14 protein-coding genes are annotated in these 18,386 nt (G+C 73.7%); 11 read left to right on the top strand and 3 right to left on the bottom strand.

Going from position 1 to position 18,386, the window contains the following annotated elements; all coding sequences use genetic code 11:
- The 5 genes from DOO78_RS19675 to DOO78_RS19655 all read left to right on the top strand — a co-directional run bounded on the left by DOO78_RS19675 (position 1) and on the right by DOO78_RS19655 (position 7,438).
- Positions 1 to 1,050 carry an EscU/YscU/HrcU family type III secretion system export apparatus switch protein gene (locus tag DOO78_RS19675; RefSeq protein WP_111471579.1) on the top strand — a complete coding sequence of 350 codons (1,050 nt, stop codon included), beginning with the start codon at positions 1 to 3 and terminating at the stop codon, positions 1,048 to 1,050.
- A 61-nt stretch (positions 1,051 to 1,111) separates the two neighbouring features.
- Entirely contained in the window at positions 1,112 to 2,554 is a 1,443-nt protein-coding gene (locus DOO78_RS19670) for an ATP-binding protein (protein WP_128080102.1), read from the top strand.
- 206 nt (positions 2,555 to 2,760) lie between these two features.
- Complete coding sequence (recA, locus tag DOO78_RS19665) at positions 2,761 to 3,810, top strand: recombinase RecA (protein WP_111471577.1); 1,050 nt, start codon at positions 2,761 to 2,763, stop codon at positions 3,808 to 3,810.
- Positions 3,811 to 4,274: 464 nt separating this feature from the next.
- Positions 4,275 to 6,923: an alanine--tRNA ligase gene (gene alaS / locus DOO78_RS19660; protein WP_111471576.1), complete on the top strand. Its 2,649-nt coding sequence runs from the start codon at positions 4,275 to 4,277 to the stop codon at positions 6,921 to 6,923.
- Between the two features lie 83 nt (positions 6,924 to 7,006).
- A complete protein-coding gene (locus tag DOO78_RS19655; RefSeq protein WP_111471575.1) occupies positions 7,007 to 7,438 on the top strand; it encodes a hypothetical protein in 432 nt (143 codons plus the stop codon).
- Between the two features lie 189 nt (positions 7,439 to 7,627).
- Here the strand turns inward: DOO78_RS19655 and DOO78_RS19650 are convergent, their stop codons facing one another.
- Positions 7,628 to 8,308, bottom strand: a complete 681-nt coding sequence (locus DOO78_RS19650) for a DUF599 domain-containing protein (protein WP_111471574.1) — start codon at positions 8,306 to 8,308, stop codon at positions 7,628 to 7,630.
- 147 nt (positions 8,309 to 8,455) lie between these two features.
- On the opposite strand from DOO78_RS19650, the gene DOO78_RS27650 reads away from it, so the two are divergent.
- The 6 genes from DOO78_RS27650 to DOO78_RS19620 all read left to right on the top strand — a co-directional run bounded on the left by DOO78_RS27650 (position 8,456) and on the right by DOO78_RS19620 (position 15,735).
- Positions 8,456 to 9,076, top strand: coding sequence for an antibiotic biosynthesis monooxygenase (locus tag DOO78_RS27650; RefSeq protein WP_165838990.1), 621 nt, complete (start codon positions 8,456 to 8,458; stop codon positions 9,074 to 9,076).
- 102 nt (positions 9,077 to 9,178) lie between these two features.
- Positions 9,179 to 11,191, top strand: a complete 2,013-nt coding sequence (locus DOO78_RS19640; protein WP_111471573.1) for a flavin-containing monooxygenase — start codon at positions 9,179 to 9,181, stop codon at positions 11,189 to 11,191.
- On the top strand, positions 11,101 to 12,420 hold the full coding sequence (locus DOO78_RS19635) for an NAD(P)H-dependent flavin oxidoreductase (protein ID WP_279387816.1): 1,320 nt from the start codon (positions 11,101 to 11,103) through the stop codon (positions 12,418 to 12,420). The genes DOO78_RS19640 and DOO78_RS19635 overlap by 91 nt, the downstream gene beginning before the upstream one ends.
- Positions 12,421 to 12,423: 3 nt before the next feature.
- Positions 12,424 to 13,638 (top strand): acyl-CoA dehydrogenase family protein, encoded by a 1,215-nt coding sequence (locus tag DOO78_RS19630; RefSeq protein WP_111471571.1) that lies wholly within the window; start codon positions 12,424 to 12,426, stop codon positions 13,636 to 13,638.
- Position 13,639: 1 nt separating this feature from the next.
- Positions 13,640 to 14,755 (top strand): acyl-CoA dehydrogenase family protein, encoded by a 1,116-nt coding sequence (locus DOO78_RS19625; protein ID WP_111471570.1) that lies wholly within the window; start codon positions 13,640 to 13,642, stop codon positions 14,753 to 14,755.
- Entirely contained in the window at positions 14,752 to 15,735 is a 984-nt protein-coding gene (locus DOO78_RS19620; protein WP_111471569.1) for a Bug family tripartite tricarboxylate transporter substrate binding protein, read from the top strand. The genes DOO78_RS19625 and DOO78_RS19620 overlap by 4 nt, the downstream gene beginning before the upstream one ends.
- A gap of 44 nt (positions 15,736 to 15,779) precedes the next feature.
- On the opposite strand, the gene DOO78_RS19615 is transcribed toward DOO78_RS19620, so the two are convergent.
- Both DOO78_RS19615 and DOO78_RS28465 read right to left on the bottom strand, forming a co-directional pair.
- Positions 15,780 to 17,444: a thiamine pyrophosphate-binding protein gene (locus tag DOO78_RS19615; RefSeq protein ID WP_111471568.1), complete on the bottom strand. Its 1,665-nt coding sequence runs from the start codon at positions 17,442 to 17,444 to the stop codon at positions 15,780 to 15,782.
- Between the two features lie 2 nt (positions 17,445 to 17,446).
- Entirely contained in the window at positions 17,447 to 18,235 is a 789-nt protein-coding gene (locus DOO78_RS28465) for an SRPBCC family protein (RefSeq protein ID WP_111471567.1), read from the bottom strand.
- Positions 18,236 to 18,386 lie beyond the last annotated feature (151 nt).

Genomic DNA, 18,386 nt, shown 5'->3' with positions numbered 1-18,386 from the left:
ATGGCCGGCGGCGGGCAGGATGCCGAGGACCGCACGGAAGCCCCGACACAGCGCCGGCTCGACAAGGCGCGCGAACAGGGGCAGGTGCCGGTTTCGCGCGAGGCCGTCGCCTGCGCGACCCTGCTGGCCGCAACGCTCGCCGGCATCCTGACCCTGCCGGCCGCCGGCCTGGCCTGGCTGCAGGCCCTGCAGGTCCTGCTCGAGGCGCCGGTGCCGGACGGCGCGGCGGCGATCGCCCTGCTGCGGGCCGGGGCGCGGCTGGCCCTGCCGGTGATCGGCGTCGCCGCCCTCGCCGTCATCCTCGGGCATCTCGCGCAATCGGGGCTGCTGCTGCGGCCCGAGGCGGTGCTGCCCGACCTCGCCCGGCTCAACCCCGCCAAGGGCCTGCAGCGGCTGATCGGCAAGGAGGCGTGGTTCGAGCTGCCGCGCACCCTGCTCAAGCTGGCCGTGGTCGGCGGCGCGCTCTGGCTGGCGATCGACCTGCGGCTGCTGCCGGCGGCGCTGCACCAGCCGATCGGGGCGCTGCCGGAGCGCATCGGCCGCGAGGTGCTGCATCTGCTGCTGGTCGCGCTCGGCGCCTTCGCCGTGCTCGCCGCCCTCGACCTGCTGCTGGTCCGCTGGCGGCATCTGCGGCAGCTGCGCATGAGCCGGGAGGATCTGAAGGAGGAGATGCGGGACGCCGAGGGCGATCCGCAGGTGAAGGCCCGGCTGCGCCGGCTGCGGGAAAGCCGGGCCCGGCAGCGCATGCTGGCCGCGGTGCCGAAGGCAACCGTTGTCATAACGAACCCAACACATTACGCTGTGGCCTTGTTCTACCAGCAGGGGCAGTCCGCGGCACCGCGGCTGGTGGCGAAGGGGGTCGACGCGATGGCGGCGCGCATCCGGGCGGTGGCCGAGGAGCATGGCGTGCCGCTGGTCGCCAACCCGCCGCTCGCCCGTGCCCTCTACCGGCTGGAGGTCGATGCCGAGATCCCGGCCGAGCACTGGCAGGCGGTGGCCGAGATCATCTCCTATGTCTGGCGGCTGCAGGGCCGCGCGGCGCGTGGCTGAAGCCGGGCCGGAGGGCCCGGCCGTCGGTCTCCTGGCGGGGTTTCGCATCCTCGCCGATGCGGTGGAGGAGGGCCTTGCGCTGCTCGACGACGCGGCCCGCCTCGTCACGGCCAATGCCGCCCTCGCGCGCCTGGCCGGCAGCGCGCCGAGGCCGGGCCTGCCGCTCGACGCGCTCTTCGCGCCCGCGGCGGGCCCGGACCTGGCCGCGGCCCTCGCGGCGGCCCGGGCCGGGGGCGCGCCGCCGGCGCTTCGTCTCGCCCCGGCCGCGGCGGGGGCGGTGGCCTGGCGGCTCACGCTGCATCCCCTGCCGGCCGGGCTGGCGCCGCGGCGCTGGCTGCTGCTGCGGGTGGTCGCGGCGGACGGCGCGGCGGCGCCGCGGCCCGACGAGCTCGACCGGCTGGCGCAGCTCGGATGGCTGGCCGGCGGCGTCGCGCATGACGTCAACAACCTGCTGGCGGTCATCCTCGCGGGCGCCGCGGGGGTGCGCGAGGCCGGCCTGCCGCCCGCCGCCGCGCGGGCGCTCGAACCGGTCGAGGAGGCTGCCCGACGCGGCGGCGGGATGCTCCGGCAGGTGCTGGCCGGGCTGCGGCGGGAGACGCCGGCGCCACAGCCCGTGGCGCTGGATGCGGCGCTGCGCGGCATGGCGCCGATGTTGCGCCATCTCCTCGGGCGCGCGGTGCGGCTGGAGCTGGCGCTCGCGGCCCCGGAAGGCTGGCTCCGCTTGGTGCCGGCGCAGCTCGACCAGCTGCTTCTCAATCTCGCGGCCAATGCCCGGGACGCCATGCCGGGGGGCGGGCGGTTGCGCATCGCGACGCGGTTCCATCCGGCGGGGCGGGCAGGCCTGCCGCCGGGCGACTGGCTGGCGCTGGAGGTGAGCGATACCGGCATCGGCATCCCGGCCGAGCGTCTGCCGCGCCTCTTCGAGCCCTTCTTCACCACGCGGGCGGCGGCGGGCGGGACCGGCCTCGGCCTCGCCACCGTGCAGCGGATCGTGGCGGGGCTGGGCGGCCATGTTTCCGTCGAGAGCCGGGTGGGCGAGGGCAGCCGCTTCCGCATCCTGCTGCCGCCGGCGCCGCCCCCGCCGCAGGCGGCGCCCGGCCTGCCGCCCGCGGCACTGCCCCAGGCGGCGGATGGTCTGGTGCTGCTGGTCGAGGACGAGGCCGCGCTACGCCGGCTCGGCACTCGGCTGCTCGAGCGGGCCGGGCATGCCGTCCTGGCGGCGGAGAGCGGCGAATCGGCGCTCGCGCTGCTGGAGGGGCAGCGAAGGCCGGCGCTGCTCGTCAGCGATCTCGCCTTGCCGGGGATGGATGGGCTGGCCCTGGCGCGCGGCCTCCGCCAGCGCTGGCCCGGCCTGCCGGTGCTGCTGCTGTCGGGCTATGGCGCGAGCGGCGTGGAGACCCGGCCCGACGAGGATTTCCCCATTCTGGCCAAGCCCTTCGAGCCCGCGGCGCTGCTGCGCGCGGTGGCGCTGGCGCTGCGGCGCGTGCCGGCGCCGGCGGCATGACGCGAGCGGGGCGCCGTGGCCGATGTTTACTAAATGTTCTTGTTTTCGGGCGTCGCCCGGGCCATAGTCCTGGGAACGCCGCCGGGGGCGGAGCGGAACGGCCATGGTCCCGCGACCCGGCACGGCGTGTTAGGTTTCGAGCGAAACAACGGTGGGCATACATCGCCCCGGTTGTATTCGGCGGATCGAGGACAGGGGCAGCCAGTATGGACAAGTCGAAGGCGCTGGACGCCGCGCTCAGCCAGATCGAGCGGTCGTTCGGCAAGGGCTCGATCATGCGCATGGGCGCGAAGCAGCAGGCCGAGAACGAGATCGAGGTGATCTCGACCGGCTCGCTCGGCCTCGACATCGCGCTCGGCATCGGCGGCCTGCCCAAGGGCCGCATCGTCGAGATCTACGGCCCGGAAAGCTCGGGCAAGACCACCCTGGCGCTGCATGCCATCGCCGAGGCGCAGAAGAAGGGCGGCACCTGCGCCTTCATCGATGCCGAGCACGCGCTCGACCCCGGCTATGCCAAGAAGCTCGGCGTCGATATCGACAACCTGCTGATCAGCCAGCCCGATGCCGGCGAGCAGGCGCTCGAGATCTGCGACACGCTGGTCCGCTCGGGCGCCGTCGACGTGCTGGTGGTGGACAGCGTGGCGGCGCTGGTGCCGCGGGCCGAACTCGAGGGCGAGATGGGCGACAGCCATGTCGGCCTGCATGCCCGGCTGATGAGCCAGGCGCTGCGCAAGCTGACCGGCACCGTCTCCCGCTCCAATTGCCTGCTGATCTTCCTCAACCAGATCCGCCTCAAGATCGGCGTCATGTTCGGCAACCCGGAGACGACGACGGGCGGCAACGCGCTGAAATTCTATGCCTCGGTCCGCATGGAGATCCGCCGCATCGGCGCCATCAAGGACCGCGACAGCGTGGTCGGCAACCAGACCCGGGTGAAGGTGGTGAAGAACAAGATGGCGCCGCCCTTCCGCGTCGTCGATTTCGACATCATGTATGGCGAGGGCATCTCCAAGCTCGGCGAGCTCATCGATCTCGGCGTCAAGGCCGCCATCGTCGAGAAGTCGGGCGCCTGGTTCAGCGCCGAGGGCCAGCGCATCGGCCAGGGCCGCGAGAACGCCAAGCAGTTCCTGCGCGACAACCCGGACGTGGCGAATGCTGTCGAGCAGAAGGTGCGAGCCCAGGCCGGCATTGTCGCCAATGCCATGCTGGTGGGCGGCGAGAGCGAGGAGGCCGAGGAGAGCGCCGCGGCCGAGTGACCGCCCGGCGCGTGGCCCGGCCGCCCTGCCGGGTGCGGGCGGCGGGCCGGGCGCCGCGCCGCCGGCGGCAGGGCGACGGGCGGGGCGGGGTGACCCGCCCGGCCTGAGTTGCCCGCCCCGAGCCGCCGCCCCGAGCCGCCCTGGCCGGCTCCTGCCGGCCCGATGCCGGCGCCGCCCCCTGGTCTGCCCCCTGGTGCCCCCTGGCCGCTGCCGCCCCTCGACGCATTTCCTGCGGCGCGCTAGAGCGGGTCGCGGATGGGCGTGACCGCCCGGGAGCCAGGCTCCGCCCTGCCGACAACGGCCCCTGGCGGCATGGCGCCCGATCGCGGGCGCGGGCCGTCGCAGGGCGTTCGCCGCGGGGCCGGCTCGCGGCGCCGGCGAACCCCGTCCCATGGCAACGCCCTTGTCGCGCCCCTTGGGCCGGGGCTGGAGACGGACCCTCCCGCAGGGCATCAGGGACAGAGATGACCAGCAGCAACGATATCCGCGCCACCTTCCTCGACTACTTCGCCCGCAACGGGCACCAGGTGGTCGAGAGCTCGCCGCTGGTCCCGCGCAACGACCCCACCCTCATGTTCGCCAACAGCGGCATGGTGCAGTTCAAGAACGTCTTCACCGGCCAGGAGAAGCACGCCTACAGCCGCGCCACCACCGCCCAGAAATGCGTCCGCGCCGGCGGCAAGCACAACGACCTCGACAATGTCGGCTACACCGCCCGGCACCACACCTTCTTCGAGATGCTGGGCAATTTCTCCTTCGGCGACTACTTCAAGGAACAGGCGATCCACCACGCCTGGAGCCTGCTGACCAAGGATTTCGCCCTGCCGAAGGACCGGCTGTTGGTCACGGTCTATTCCGAGGACGAGGAGGCGCCGCTCTTCTGGAAGAAGGTCGCTGGCCTGCCGGACAGCCGCATCATCCGCATCCCGACCGCGGATAATTTCTGGCGCATGGGCGATACCGGCCCCTGCGGCCCCTGCTCCGAGATCTTCTTCGACCATGGCCCCGCCATCCCCGGCGGCCCGCCCGGCAGCCCGGACGAGGATGGCGACCGCTTCATCGAGATCTGGAACCTCGTCTTCATGCAGTTCGAGGAGGGGCCGCCCGGCACCCGCGTGCCGCTGCCGCGGCCCTCGATCGACACCGGCATGGGGCTGGAGCGCTTCGCCGCCATCCTGCAGGGCAAGCACGACAATTACGACACGGACACGCTGCGGGCGCTGATCCTCGCCTCGGCCGAGGTGACGGGGCAGGACCCGGATGGCCGCTTCAAGGTCAGCCACCGCGTCGTCGCCGACCATCTCCGCGCCGGCACCTTCCTCATCGCCGATGGCGTGATGCCCTCCAACGAGGGCCGCGGCTATGTGCTGCGCCGCATCCTCCGCCGCGCCATGCGCCACGCCCATATGATGGGCTCGCGCGAGCCGCTGCTGCACCGGCTGGTGCCGACCCTGGTCCGCCAGATGGGCGCCGCCTATCCCGAGATCCAGCGCGCCGAGGCGCTGGTGACGGAGACGCTGAAGCTCGAGGAGACGAAGTTCCGCAACCTGCTCGAACGCGGCCTCGGCCTGCTCGCCGAGGAAAGCGGCCGGCTCGGCGATCGCGGCACCCTGCCGGGCGAGGTCGCCTTCCGCCTGTACGACACCTACGGCTTCCCGCTCGACCTGACCCAGGACGCGCTGCGCGCCGAGGGCAAGACGGTGGATGTCGCCGGCTTCGAGGCGGCGATGACCGAGCAGCGCCGCCGCGCCCGCGCCGCCTGGGCGGGTTCGGGCGAGGCGGCGACGGATGCCGTCTGGTTCGACATCAAGGAGAAGGTCGGGGCGAGCGAGTTCCTCGGCTATTCGACCGAGACGGCCGAGGGCGAGATCCTCGCCATCACCCGCGACGGCGCCCCGGTCGAGAGCGCCCCGGTCGGCGCCGAGGTGGCGGTGGTGCTGAACCAGACGCCCTTCTATGGCGAGAGCGGCGGCCAGGTGGGCGATGCCGGCCTGATCTCGGCCGGCGAGGCCTGTCGCATCGTGGTGCGCGACACCCAGAAGAAGCTCGGCGACCTCGTCGTGCATCTCGGCACCGTGGCGCATGGCGAGGCGCGGGTCGGGCTGGCGGTGCAGGCCGAGGTCGACCACGCCCGGCGCTCCCATGTCCGGGCGCATCACAGCGCCACCCATCTGCTGCACGAGGCGCTGCGCCGCCGCCTCGGCCCGCATGTGGCGCAGAAGGGCTCGCTGAACGCGCCCGACCGGCTGCGCTTCGACGTCTCCCAGCCCACCCCGATGAGCGATGACGACCTCGCCTGGGTGGAGGAGGAGGTGAATGCCCGCATCCGCCAGAACACTGAGGTCACCACCCGGCTGATGTCGCCCGAGCAGGCGGTGGCGGAAGGCGCCATGGCGCTGTTCGGCGAGAAATACGGCGACGAGGTGCGGGTGGTCGGCATGGGCCACGACCCGGACTCGGCCAACAAGGGCGGCATCTACTCGCTCGAGCTCTGCGGCGGCACGCATGTGCGCCGCACCGGCGATATCGGCCTGTTCCGGATCGTCTCCGAGGGCGCCGTCTCGGCCGGGGTGCGCCGCATCGAGGCGGTGACCGGCCCCTTCGCCGAGCGGCTGGTCGAGCAGGCCGATGCCCGGCTGCGCGAGGCGGCGGCGGCGCTCCGCGTCGCGCCCGCCGAGGTGCCGGCCCGCATCGCGGCGCTGCTCGAGGAGCGGCGCAAGCTGGAGCGCGACGTGGCCGAGCTGCGCAAGCAGCTTGCGACCGGCGGCGGCGGCGCCGAGGTCGAGACGCTGGGCGGGCTGCGCGTCGCGCTGCGCCACCTGGGCGAGGTTCCGGCGCGCGACCTGAAGGGGCTGGCCGAGGCCATCCTGAAGGGCGGCACGGCGGATGTCGTCGCCCTGGTCTCGACCGCCGAGGGCAAGGCCAGCATCGTCGCCGGGCTTGGCGAGGCGGCAAAGGGCAAGGCGGATGCCGTGGCCCTGGTGCGCGCCGCGGCGGCCGCGGTGGGCGGCAAGGGCGGCGGCGGCCGGCCGGAGATGGCCCAGGCCGGCGGCCCCGAGGGCGGCAAGGCGGAGGAGGCCCTGGCGGCGGTGCGGGGGCTGCTCGCCGGCTGACCGCCGCGGCAGGGTTGCGCCATGACGCCGGGGCCGGGCCCCTTTAACCGCCTGGCCAGCCGCCTGCGGCAGACTGCCGGCGCATGGTCGAGCTTCTCGGTCTCCTGCTCGCGCTCGTGCTGCTCGGCCTCGGCCTGTCGGCCTGGCGGCTGCTCCGGCGCGGGGCGGCGCTGTTGCGTCGCCTTGCCGCGCCGGCGCGCCCGGCCGTCGCGGAGCGGCGCCGCGCCTGGCGTCGCGGCCGGCGGCTGCGCGTCGCGCGCGCCCAGGCCCGCGCCCAGGCGGCCCGCATCGCTGCCCTGACGGCCGAGCTGGAGGCGAGCCGCCGGGCCCTGCGCCTCGCCCGGGTGGCGATGGCCCGGCCCGGCCCGCCGGAGCCGCGCTTCCTCCGGGCGAAACGCGCCTTCGCCCGGCAATTCCACCCCGACCGGTTGCGCTGCGCCGAGCCGGAGCGCGGCATCCGCGGCGCCATCTTTCGGCAATTCTGGCAGGAGCTGCGGCGGATCGAGCGGGAGTGAGCGCCGGGCGCTGCCTCCGGTTTGCCTGGGCCTTCGCGTCGCGCTGACGGGCGCGCCTGACGGCGCGACCGGCGGCGCCCATCCGGGCGCTCGGCCCTGCGGGCCGCAGGCCGAAGCGCCCTAGGCTCCTGTTGTCAGAGCATCGTCACCCGATCAGGTGAATCCACCTGATCGGGATCGGCTCTGGCCTCAGCTCTCCCGCAGCGCCTCGCGCACCACGCTGCGGAACTCGCGCCGGTAGAGCTCGCGCAGCACCACCAGGCTGGCGACGATCAGCGCCAGGGGATGCAGGATCCAGGCCAGCGCGGCGAGGCCGAAATAATAGGCCCGCAGCCCGGTGTTGAAGTGCCGCGCGGCGCGGTTGGCGACCTTGGCCGCCATCGTCGCATGGCTCTCGCAGGTCGGGTCCTGCGGGTCGTGCGAAATGCCGCCGATGACGATGGAGCAGTAATTGAACTGCCGCAGCGCCCAGGTCAGCTCGAAGAAGGCGCGGACGAAGATGAAGAGCAGCAGGGCGATCTTCATCTCCCAGGCCGCCGGGTCGGAGGGCGCGGCGAAGGGCAGGGCGCCGAACACCCGCGCGCCGATCTCCGGCGAGCCCATCATCGCCACCAGCCCGCCGAGGATGAAGATGGCGGTGTTGGCGAGGAAGCTGGTGCTGTTCATCAGGTTGCCGATGATGTTCGTATCCATGATGCGGTTGTCCCGCGTCACGGTGACCTGCAGCCAGCGATGGCGGTGCGCGTCCATGGCGGCGATGACGCTGCGCGCCCGCAGCGCCGGATGGTGGTCGACGAGCGCGGCATAGCCCATCCAGCAGCAGGTGAAGACGAGGAGGGCGGCCCAGTCGAGCAGCGACAGCGAATGCATGGGCCGAGCTTATCCCGGATCGCCGGCTCCGACAGGCCGGAGCCGGGGAGGGTGGCGCGCCGCGCCTCCAAAGCTGTGCTAGGCTGGCGCGGTGGAAGCCACCGCGCCCAGGGGGAAGGGCGCATTGCAGCAGGACTGGGAGGCGGGATGAGCGACGCCCTGTGGACCCTGACGATCCGCCGGTTCAGCAGCACCGGCGCGCCGGAGGAGATCGCCCAGCGCATCCGGCAGGGGCTGCTGCCCTCGCTGCGGCAGGCGCCTGGCTTCCGGGCCTATTACGTGGCCCGCGTCGATGGCGGCGGCGGCATCGTCTCGGCCACCATCTTCGAGGACGAGGCGGCGGCCGACCGGGCGACCGAGCAGGTCCTCGCCTGGACCGCGGCCAACCTGGCGGATCTGGTGACCGGCGCGCCGGTCGTCACCCGGGCCACCCTGCACCTGCATTTCGATGCCGAGCGCCCCGGCCTCGACAGCTACATGCTGGTGCGGATGACCGAGGGGCTGGGCCCGGCGAACGGCAACCTGCCGGTGGTGCAGGAGCGGCTGGTGCCGATCTCGGCCGAGCAGCCCGGCTTCCGCCACCTCTATATCGGCCGCGACCGGGACCAGGCGGGGCGTGGCTTCGCCGTCTCCATCTTCACCAACCGCAGCACGGCGACAGCGGCGCATGCCCAGGTGGCGGCCGCCATGGCGCAGCGCCGCGACCTCTGGCCGCAATCGCCGCAGGTGCTGGCGGCCGGCGAGGTCATCGTCGCCGCGGTCGCCTGACCGCCGCGGCCGCCCCGGGGGCGCAGGCCCGGGGCGCCTACCCTTCGCCACGGCATGGGGTACACTCGGCCAGGGGATCGGGACGGCCGGGAGAAGCAGGCGATGCGCAATTCATTCCAGGAGCAGGTGCGGCGCGCGGTGCGCGACGAGGCGGCGCTGCGCCAGGCCCTCGCGGATGCCGATATCGCCCCGATGCTCATGGTGCTGGTGCAGCTCACCGGCGACCTGGCGATCCTCGACGAGGTCGCGCCGCATATCCATGGCGCCTGGAGCTTCCTCGAATCCGTGCCGGAGCCGCTGAAGCAGCGGGTGCGGGACCGGCTGGTGGAGGCGCTGCAGGATTACGCGGTGGCGGACCGGGCGCCGCCGCCCCTGCCGCCGGCCGAGACGCTGCAGCGCATGATGAGCGGCGGCGTCGGCCAGACCGTGCCGGAGGAGTACATCCCGGTGCTGGTCGAGGAGACGCGGCTGGCGGAGGAGGATCCCCGCGCCGTGCACTGGCGGCGCGACCCGGCCGGGCTGCCGGTCGGGGCGATGCAGGTCGTCATCGTCGGCGCCGGCTTCGCCGGGCTCTGCATGGGCATCCGCCTGAAGCAGATGGGCATCCCCTTCACCATCCTGGAGAAGAACCCGACCGTCGGCGGCACCTGGCTGGAGAACCGCTATCCCGGCTGCGCGGTCGATACGCCGAACCACTTCTTCTCCTACTCCTTCGCGCCGAACCATGCCTGGACCCGGCATTTCTCGCAGCGGCCGGAGATCCACCGCTACATCGAGGACTGCTTCGAGCGCTTCGACATCCGCCGCTACGTCCGCTTCGGCGTGGAGGTGACGCGCGCCGCCTTTGACGAGGCGACGGCGCGCTGGGCGGTGACGATCCGCCCCAGCGCGGGCGGCGCCGAGGAGAGCCTCTCCTGCCGCGCCCTCGTCACCGCGGTCGGCCAGCTCAACAGGCCCGCCATCCCGTCCATCCCGGGGCTCGACGACTTCAAGGGCCCGCTCTTCCACACCGCGCGCTGGGACGAGGCGGTGCCGCTCGCCGGCAAGCGGGTGGCGATGATCGGCACTGGGGCGAGCGCCATGCAGGCGGCGCCCGCCATCGCGCCGGAGGTGGCGGAGCTGGTGGTGTTCCAGCGCACGCCGCATTGGGCGGTGCACAACCCGAACTACCACAAGACGGTCAGCGCCGGGAATCTCTGGTGCCTGGAGCACATCCCCTATTTCGGCCAGTGGCTCCGCTTCCAGCTCTTCTGGGCCGGCTCGGACGGCTTCCATGCCTCGCTGCAGGTCGATCCCGACTGGACGCAGCCCGATCTCTCGCTGAACGAGGCCAACCACCGGATGCGCGAGATGCTCACCGAGCATGTCCGCAAGGAGCTCGCGGGCGACGAGGACCTCCTCGCCAAGGTGATCCCGGGCTATCCGCCCTATGGCAAGCGCATGCTGCGGGACAATCACTGGTACCGCATGCTGAAGCGCCCGAACGTCACGCTGGAGACGGCGCAGATCGAGCGCATCACCGAGAACGCCATCGTCATGCGCGACGGCCGGGTGCACGAGGTCGATGTCATCATCCTCGCCACCGGCTTCCAGGCCTCGAAGATGCTGGCGCCGATGGAGATCGCCGGGCGCGGCGGCCGCACCATCCGCGCCGCCTGGGGCGAGGACGACCCGCGCGCCTATCTCGGCATCACCGCGCCCGGCTTCCCGAATTTCTTCATGATCTACGGGCCCAACACCAACCTGGCGCATGGCGGCAGCATCATCTTCCACCACGAATGCCAGGTCCGCTACATCTGCCAGGCGCTGCGCGAGATGGTCGAGGAGGGCTATGCCTCGCTCGAGGTGCGGCCGGAGGTGCACGACGCCTACAACCACCTCCTCGACGAGACCTGCCGCCGCATGGTCTGGACGCATCCCGGCGTGACGAGCTGGTACAAGAACAAGGCCAACCGGGTGACGGTGACCTCGCCCTGGCGGCTGCTCGACTACTGGAAGCTGACGCAGCATTTCGTGCCGGCGGAATTCCGCGCCGCCCGGCCCGGCGAGCCGATGCAGGTGCCCGGCCAGGCGCGCGCGGCGGTGGACAGCGCCGAGCGGCTGACCGTGAGCTGAGAACCCGCCCGCGCGGCCGCGCGGGCCACGACCAGGCAGGCCGCCCGCAAGAGGCGGCCCGGGAGGAGATGACCATGGCCCTTCACACGCGCGTCTGCGCGCTGCTCGGCATCGAGACGCCGATCCTGCTCGCCGGCATGGGGCGCGCCAGCACGCCCGAGCTTGCCGCCGCCGTCTCCAATGCCGGCGGCCTCGGCGTGCTCGGCGCCGCGAGCTGCGGGCCGAACCAGCTCCGCGCCTGGATCCGCCGCATGCGCGAGCTCACCGACCGGCCCTTCGGCGTCGATACGCTGCTGCCCGCCTCGGTGCGGCGCGGTGGCGGCGGCAATGCCGGCGGCCCCCCGGCCGAGAGCCTGCTGCCGCAGCATCGCGGCTTCGCGCAGGAGTTCATGGCCCGCGAGGGGCTCGATCCGCTGGACGAGGCCGGGCTCGCCGCGGCGCTCGGCCGCGACCCGGCCGACCGCGACGGCCCAGTGCCGCTCTCCCGCGCCTTCTTCGAGGCGCAGATGGAGGTGGTGATCGAGGAGCGGGTGCCGGTCTACGCCGCCGGCCTCGGCAACCCGGCACCCTGGCTGGAGCGGCTGCACGCCAACGGCACCAAGGTGATGGCGGTGGTCGGCACCACCCGGCATGCGCGGCAGGTGGTCGAGTCCGGCATCGACCTCATCGTGGCGCAGGGCCATGACGGCGGCGGCCACAACTCGCCGATCGGCACCATGGCGCTGATCCCGCAGGTGGTGGATGCGGTCGGCGGCCGCGTGCCGGTGCTCGGCGCCGGCGGCATCGGCGATGGCCGCGGCATCGCCGCGGCGCTGATGCTGGGGGCCGAGGGCGTCTGGATCGGCACCGCCTTCCTGGCGACCGAGGAGGCGGGCATCGGCCCGGGGCAGAAGCAGGCCCTCGTCGCCGGCAATGACGAGGGCACCACCGTCTCCCGCTCGGTCACCGGCAAGCCGGCGCGCATGGTGAAGAACCGCTGGGCCGCCGCCTATGCCGAGGCGGGGCTGGAGCCGCTGCCCATGCCCTATCAGGGCCTGGTCTCCGCGCCCGTCACCGCCGCCGCGCTCGCCGCCGACCGCGCCGAGATCTGGGGCGGCTTCGCCGGCCAGGGGCTCGGCATGGTGCGGGCGGTGCGGCCGGCGGCCGAGGTGCTGCGCGACCTCGCCACGGGGGCGGAGCGGGTGCTGGCCGGCGCCGGGCGCTTCACCGGCCCGGCCGCCGGGGGCTGAGCCATGGATCTGGGCCTTTCGGAGCGGCACCGCGCGCTGCAGGCGGCGGCGCGCGACTTCATCGCCCGCTTCGGCCATCTCTCGCCCCCGGTCGGCGGCGGCGGCGGCCGCAAGCGGCCTGATCGCAAGGCGCTCGACTGGCAGGCGCTGCTGATCGAGCATGGCTTCGCCGCCCGCGCCGTGCCGCGCCGCTATGGCGGCTACGGCGCCGAGCCGGACGTGTTCGAGGCGGCGATCATCACCGAGGAGTTCAACCGCGCCGGCATCAGCCTCGGCATCCAGGGCCAGGGCATCCGCATGCTGGTGCCGACGCTGCTCGAGGTCGGCACCGAGGCGCAGCGCGAGCGCTGGATCGGCCCGACCATCCGCGGCGAGGTGATCTGGGCCCAGGGCTATTCCGAGCCCGAGGCCGGCAGCGACCTCGCCGCGCTGCGCACCCAGGCGCGGCTGGAGGACGGGCAGTTCATCGTCAACGGCCAGAAGATCTGGACCAGCTCGGCGCATTTCGCCGACATGATGTTCCTGCTCTGCCGCACCGAGCCGGACAGGCCGAAGCATCTCGGCATCTCCTACCTGCTGCTGTCGATGGACAGCCCGGGGATCGAGGTGCGGCCGCTGCCGACCATGACCGGCCACGCCACCTTCAACGAGGTCTTCTTCACCGATGTCCGCGTGCCGGCGGACCAGATCGTGCTCGGCCGCGGCGAGGGCTGGCGGGTGGCCAACGTCACCCTGAAGCATGAGCGCATGCTGCTCGGCGATGCCAGCAAGCTGATGCACCGCCTGCACCGGCTGCAGGCGCTGCTGGCGGAGACGCGGGTGGAAGGCCGGCCGCTGCTCGCCAGCCCCGTCTGGCGCGACCGGCTGATGCGGCTGCAGGGCGAGGTGCTCGCGGCGAAGTACCACCAGATGCGGCTGCTCGGCGAGGCGGCGCGCGGCGAGGAGAGCGGGCTCGGCCTGCTGGTGGTGAAGTATTACGGCTCCACGCTGGCCTGGCGGCTGGCCGCGCTCGCCGTCGATGCGCTGGGCGAGGCCGGGCTGGTCTACGACCCGCATGACGACCTGGCCGAGGACGATGCCGCCACCGCCTGGTACGCCGACTGGATGTACGACCTGGGCCTGATCATCGGCGGCGGCAGCTCGAACATCCAGAAGAACATCATCGCGGAGCGCGGCCTCGGCATGCCGCGCGAGCCGAAACTCCAGGGCGGGGCGTGAGATGGCATTCGGGCTGAGCGAGGAGCAGCGCCTCTTCGACACCTCCCTGCGCGGTCTGCTGGCGGCGCGGGTGACGCAGGCCGCGCGGCAGGCGGCGGCGGAGGCGGGCAGGGAGGGGGCAGGCGATGCGGCGCTCTGGGCGGCGCTGACGGAGCTCGGCCTGCCCGGGCTGCTGCTGCCGGAGGCGGCGGGCGGCGCCGGGCTCGGCCTGGCCGATGCCGCGCTCGCCGCCGAGGCGCTGGGCTACCATGCCGCGCCCACCCCCTTCCTCGGCAGCGCCGTGCTGGCGCCGCTGGCGCTGCTCCGTCTCGGCGATCCGGCGGCGCGGGCCGAGTGGCTGCCGGCCCTTGCCGCCGGGCGGATGCGCGTCGCCTTCGCCCTCGGCGCCATCGCCGGTGGCACCGGGCCCTGCACCCTGCGCTGGGACGGCGAGCGCCTCTCCGGCGAGGTGGCGCCGCTGGTCGAGGCGGCGGGGGCGACGCATGCGCTGCTCGCCCTGCCGGCGGGCGGGATGGCGCTGCTGGCGCTCGATGCGCCCGGCGTCGCGCTGCGCCCGCGCCCGGGTCTCGACCGGCTGCGGCCGCTCGCCGCGCTCACGCTCAGCGAGGCGCCGGCGCGGCGGCTGCCCGGCGATGCGCGGCCGGTGCTCGATGCCGGCCGGGTGGTGCTGGCCGCCGAGACGCTGGGCGCGGCGCGGGCGATGCTCGACCAGGCCGTCGCCTATGCCGGGCAGCGCCGGCAATTCGGCCGCGTCATCGCCAGCTTCCAGGGCGTGAAGCATGTCTGCGCCGAGATGGCGGCCTGGCTGGAGCCCTGCCAGGCCTTTCTCCGGCATGCCGCGGCGGCCCAGGACGCGGCCCCGGACGCGGCCCCGGACACGGCCCCGGACACGCGTGATGCCGAGGCGCGGATGCTCGCCTGCCAGATCAAGGCGCATGCCGACGAGGTCGGGCGCGACGTCGCCCGGCACGCGACCGAGGTGCATGGCGGCATGGGCTTCACCGAGCTGCTGGGCCTGCCCTTCTGGTTCAAGCGCATCGCCGGCAACCGCCAGCTCCTCGGCGGGCCGGAGCGCTGCCGCGAGGAGGCGGCGATGGCCCAGGGCCTCGCGGCATGAGGCGACGCCGGCGCGCCGCCGCGCTGCTCTGGCTCGGCCTGATGCCGGCGGCGGCGGTCGCCGCCGATCCGCCCGCCGGTCCGCCCTGGCCGGCGCGGCCGGTGAGCCTGGTGGTCGCCTATCCGCCCGGCGCGATCACCGACACGGTGGGCCGCCGCGTCGCCGAGCAGCTCGGCACGGCGCTCGGCGCCGCCATCGTCGTCGAGAATCGCGGCGGCGCTGGCGGCAATGTCGCGGGGGCTTATGTGGCGCGCGCCGCCCCGGATGGGCACACGCTGCTCTTCACCTCCTATGGCAACCTCATCATCGCCGCGGCGGCGAAGCTGCCGGTCGGCTTCGATCCCTTCAAGGACCTGGCGCCGGTCGGGATGGTCGGGCCGATGACCGTGGTGCTGCTGGTGCGGCCCGACCTGCCGGTGCGAAACCTCGCGGAGTTCGTCCGCCATGTCGCGGCGCATCCCGGCCAGCTCAATTTCGCCAGCGTCGGCTTCGGCAGCTCCTACCACCTGCTGATCGAGCAGATGATGGCCCATGGCCGGCTGAGCATGAACCACGTGCCCTATCGCGGCGGCGCGGCGGCGATGACGGATTTCCTCGGCGGCCGGGTGCAGGCGACGCTCGCCACCTGGCTCTTCGCCAGGCCCTACATGACCGATGGCAGCGCCCGGCCCATCGCCGTCGCCAATGCCGCGCGCGCCCCGGTCGCGCCGGAGCTGCCGACCGTGGCCGAGGCGGTGCCGGGGGCGGCGATCGCCGAGGGGCTCGGCCTCTTCGCGCCCGCCGGCACGCCGGCGCCGGTGATCGCCCGGCTGAACGCGGCGCTGCGCGCCATCCTCGCCGCGCCGGCGATGCATGGCTGGCTGGAGACGAACGGCGTCACGCCGCAGCCCGGCCCGCCCGAGGCCTTCACCGCCGAGATGCGGCCGGCCGCGGAGTCGCTCGCCCGGCTGCTGCGCGAGACGCAGATCCGGCTGGAATAGGGCATACCCCCAGGACGTCGCTACGCGCCGCCGTGGGGACCCCGTCACGCCTCGCCGTAATGCACCCGGCGATAGGGGCGGGAGACCACCGTGTCGTCGGTGTGGATGTCCCACAGCGTGGTGCCGTTCGCCGCCTGGTGCGCCTCGAACAGCCGCCCCATGCCGCCGAGCCCGGTGACGGTGTCGCCGCGGATGCCGAAGCCGCCCGCCACCGCCGCGAGGTCGCCGCGGCCATGAATGACCAGCGCCGGGTCGAGCCCCGTGGCGCGGAATTTGTGGATCTCGGCGCCGTAGCCGCCGTCGTTGATGGCGGCGATCAGCATCCGGTGCCCCTCGCGCCGGATCGTCTCCAGCTCCTGCGCATGCATCAGCAGGCTGCCATCGCCCTCGATCAGCAGCACCTTGCCGTCGCGGCGCGCGGCGGCGACGCCGATCGCCCCCGGCAGCCCGTTGCCGATGGCGCCGAAGTCGCAGACCACGTTGATCCGCTCCGGCGCCCGGCCGCGCAGATGCGTCATGGCGATGCCGAGGAAATGCCCACCGCCGATCACCACGTCCCAGTCCTTCGGCACGATGGCGTCGAGTTCGAGCATCGCCTTGCGCGGATCGACCAGCCCGGGCGCGATGGCGAATTCCTTGCGGTCGGGCAGGTCCTCCGCGATTTGCGCGGCCATGGCGGCGCTGCGGAAGCCCGCCTTGCGCAGGCCGCGCCGCGCCAGGGCATCGGCGATCGCCGCGGCGCCGCCCGCGGCATCGGCGACGACATGCAGGTCGGCGGTGCGCAGCCCCTGCCACAGCCCGCGCGGCCGGGTGTCGATCTGCACCACGCGGGCATTGGGATAGAGATAGCCGCTCTCGGTCGTATAGGCGCCGAGCCCGACGCCGAGGCCGATGACGAGATCCGCCTCGGCGAAGCATTCGCGCGCGAAGTCGGAGGCGAAGGCGCCGGCGATGTCGAGGGCGAAGGGGTTGCCGTCGAACAGCCCCTTGGCCTGCAGCGAGGTGGCGAGCAGCGCGCCGCTCGCCTCGGCCAGCGCCTCGATCTCCGCCCGGGCGCGGGCCAGCCGGGCGCCGCGGCCGGCGATGATCACCGGCTTCTCCGCCTCGGCGATCATCTCGACCACGCGCTCCACCATGGCCGGGTCGGGCATGGGGCGCTGCGGCATCGGCAGGTAGTCGGCCGAGGGGATGTAGTCGGCCATGTAGGGATAGGCCTGCTTCTGCAGGTCCATCGGCACCGAGAGCACCACCGGGCGGCGCTCCAGCGCCGCGGTGTGGAAGGCCTCGCGGACATTGTCGAGGGCGCGGTCGAGCGAGCGGATCGGGATGTAGTGCGCGCCGGTCGCCTGGGCGAGCGGCGCCATGTCGATCTGCTGCAGGTAGAAGGAGGCGAGCAGCGGCGAATCGCCGGCGAAGACGACGAGCGGCACGCCCGCCCGCGCGGCGATGGTGAGCGCCGTCATGATCTGGGTGAAGCCGGGGCCGCAGGTGGTGGAGGCGACGCCGACCTTGCCGGTGGCCCGCGCATAGGCATCGGCCATGGCGACGGCGCAGTGCTCGTGCCGGGCATTCACCACCCGCACCCCCGGCTGCCGCGACATGGCCTCCGACCAGTACATGTTGGCGTCGCCCATCAGGGTGAAGAGCACCTCGCAGCCCTCGGCGGCGAAGGCCTGGGCGAGGACGTCGGAGAGCTTGGGGTCGGCCATGGTCAGGGGGTTCCTTTGCCGAGGAGGCTGCGCAGCCAGGAGCGGAAGGCGAGCCAGGCGAGGCGGAGGGCGCTGAGCTCGCGGGCCGGCGCCGGGGGAGGGATGGGCGCGCGGGCAGGGGCGCGGGCAGGGGCGCGGGCAGGGGCGTGGCCCTGACCGGAGGCGGGCGCCGCCGCGCCGGTCGCAGGGGCCGTGCCGGAGGAGGCCGGCGACGGCGCGGCGACCAGGGGGGCGACCGGGGGGCCGACCGGGGCGGCAGCGACCGCCGAAGGCTCGGGCGCCGGCGCCGCCTCCGTCATCGCCGGGGCCTGCATCGCCGGTGCCTGCATCGCCGATGCCTGGCCGCGCTCGGCCACCAGCCTCGCCATATTGGCGGAGAACTCGCCGAGCAGGGCGCGCGCGACATGCACGCCGCCGGCATTGGCGAAGGTCTCGAGTGGGCCGGTCACGGTGAAGCGCCCCTCGACATCGAGCAGCGTGTCCGCGCCATCGGCGCGCGCCGCGACCGTGCCGGAGGAGAGGGCGCGCGAGGCGCCGCGCTGGTCGATGCCGCGGCCCTCGATGCTGCAGCGATGCGCCGCGTGGTCGAAGGTGAGCGTCGCCTCGCCGCGGAAGGTGGCGGTGGTCGGGCCGAAGCGCACCTTCACCGCGCCGCGCCACCTCCCGTCGCCCTGATCCGGCGCGAGGCTCGCCCCGGGGATGCAGCTTGCCACCGCGGCGGGATCGCTCAGCAGCGGCCAGACGGTATCGAGTGGCGCCGCAATGCGCGTCTGTTCCGCAAGCTCAGGCATGGACGTTCCCGGATCCGGCTCCCGGACGCAGCCTGCGGAAGCCGGCGCGATCGCGCAACCCGGGGGCGGCGCCCCAGGGCGCGGCACCCTCCGCCCGGTCCGATCCGCTCCGGGCCAAGGGCGATGCCGGTGATGACGGGAGCGGCGACCG

The organism is Roseicella frigidaeris, assembly GCF_003258945.1.
Lineage (GTDB): Bacteria > Pseudomonadota > Alphaproteobacteria > Acetobacterales > Acetobacteraceae > Paracraurococcus > Paracraurococcus frigidaeris.
This window is presented reverse-complemented; position numbering and strand designations above follow the sequence as displayed.

What these genes read in the sequence shown, in the direction of transcription:
- DOO78_RS19655 (WP_111471575.1), top strand. Translation starts at nt 7,007, where the DNA reads ATGGTCGAGCTTCTCGGTCTCCTGCTCGCGCTCGTGCTGCTCGGCCTC.
- DOO78_RS19675 (WP_111471579.1), top strand. Translation starts at nt 1, where the DNA reads ATGGCCGGCGGCGGGCAGGATGCCGAGGACCGCACGGAAGCCCCGACA.
- DOO78_RS27650 (WP_165838990.1), top strand. Translation starts at nt 8,456, where the DNA reads ATGAGCGACGCCCTGTGGACCCTGACGATCCGCCGGTTCAGCAGCACC.
- DOO78_RS19650 (WP_111471574.1), bottom strand. Translation starts at nt 8,308, where the DNA reads ATGCATTCGCTGTCGCTGCTCGACTGGGCCGCCCTCCTCGTCTTCACC.
- DOO78_RS19625 (WP_111471570.1), top strand. Translation starts at nt 13,640, where the DNA reads ATGGCATTCGGGCTGAGCGAGGAGCAGCGCCTCTTCGACACCTCCCTG.
- recA (WP_111471577.1), top strand. Translation starts at nt 2,761, where the DNA reads ATGGACAAGTCGAAGGCGCTGGACGCCGCGCTCAGCCAGATCGAGCGG.
- DOO78_RS19615 (WP_111471568.1), bottom strand. Translation starts at nt 17,444, where the DNA reads ATGGCCGACCCCAAGCTCTCCGACGTCCTCGCCCAGGCCTTCGCCGCC.
- alaS (WP_111471576.1), top strand. Translation starts at nt 4,275, where the DNA reads ATGACCAGCAGCAACGATATCCGCGCCACCTTCCTCGACTACTTCGCC.
- DOO78_RS19630 (WP_111471571.1), top strand. Translation starts at nt 12,424, where the DNA reads ATGGATCTGGGCCTTTCGGAGCGGCACCGCGCGCTGCAGGCGGCGGCG.
- DOO78_RS19640 (WP_111471573.1), top strand. Translation starts at nt 9,179, where the DNA reads ATGCGCAATTCATTCCAGGAGCAGGTGCGGCGCGCGGTGCGCGACGAG.
- DOO78_RS19620 (WP_111471569.1), top strand. Translation starts at nt 14,752, where the DNA reads ATGAGGCGACGCCGGCGCGCCGCCGCGCTGCTCTGGCTCGGCCTGATG.
- DOO78_RS28465 (WP_111471567.1), bottom strand. Translation starts at nt 18,235, where the DNA reads ATGCCTGAGCTTGCGGAACAGACGCGCATTGCGGCGCCACTCGATACC.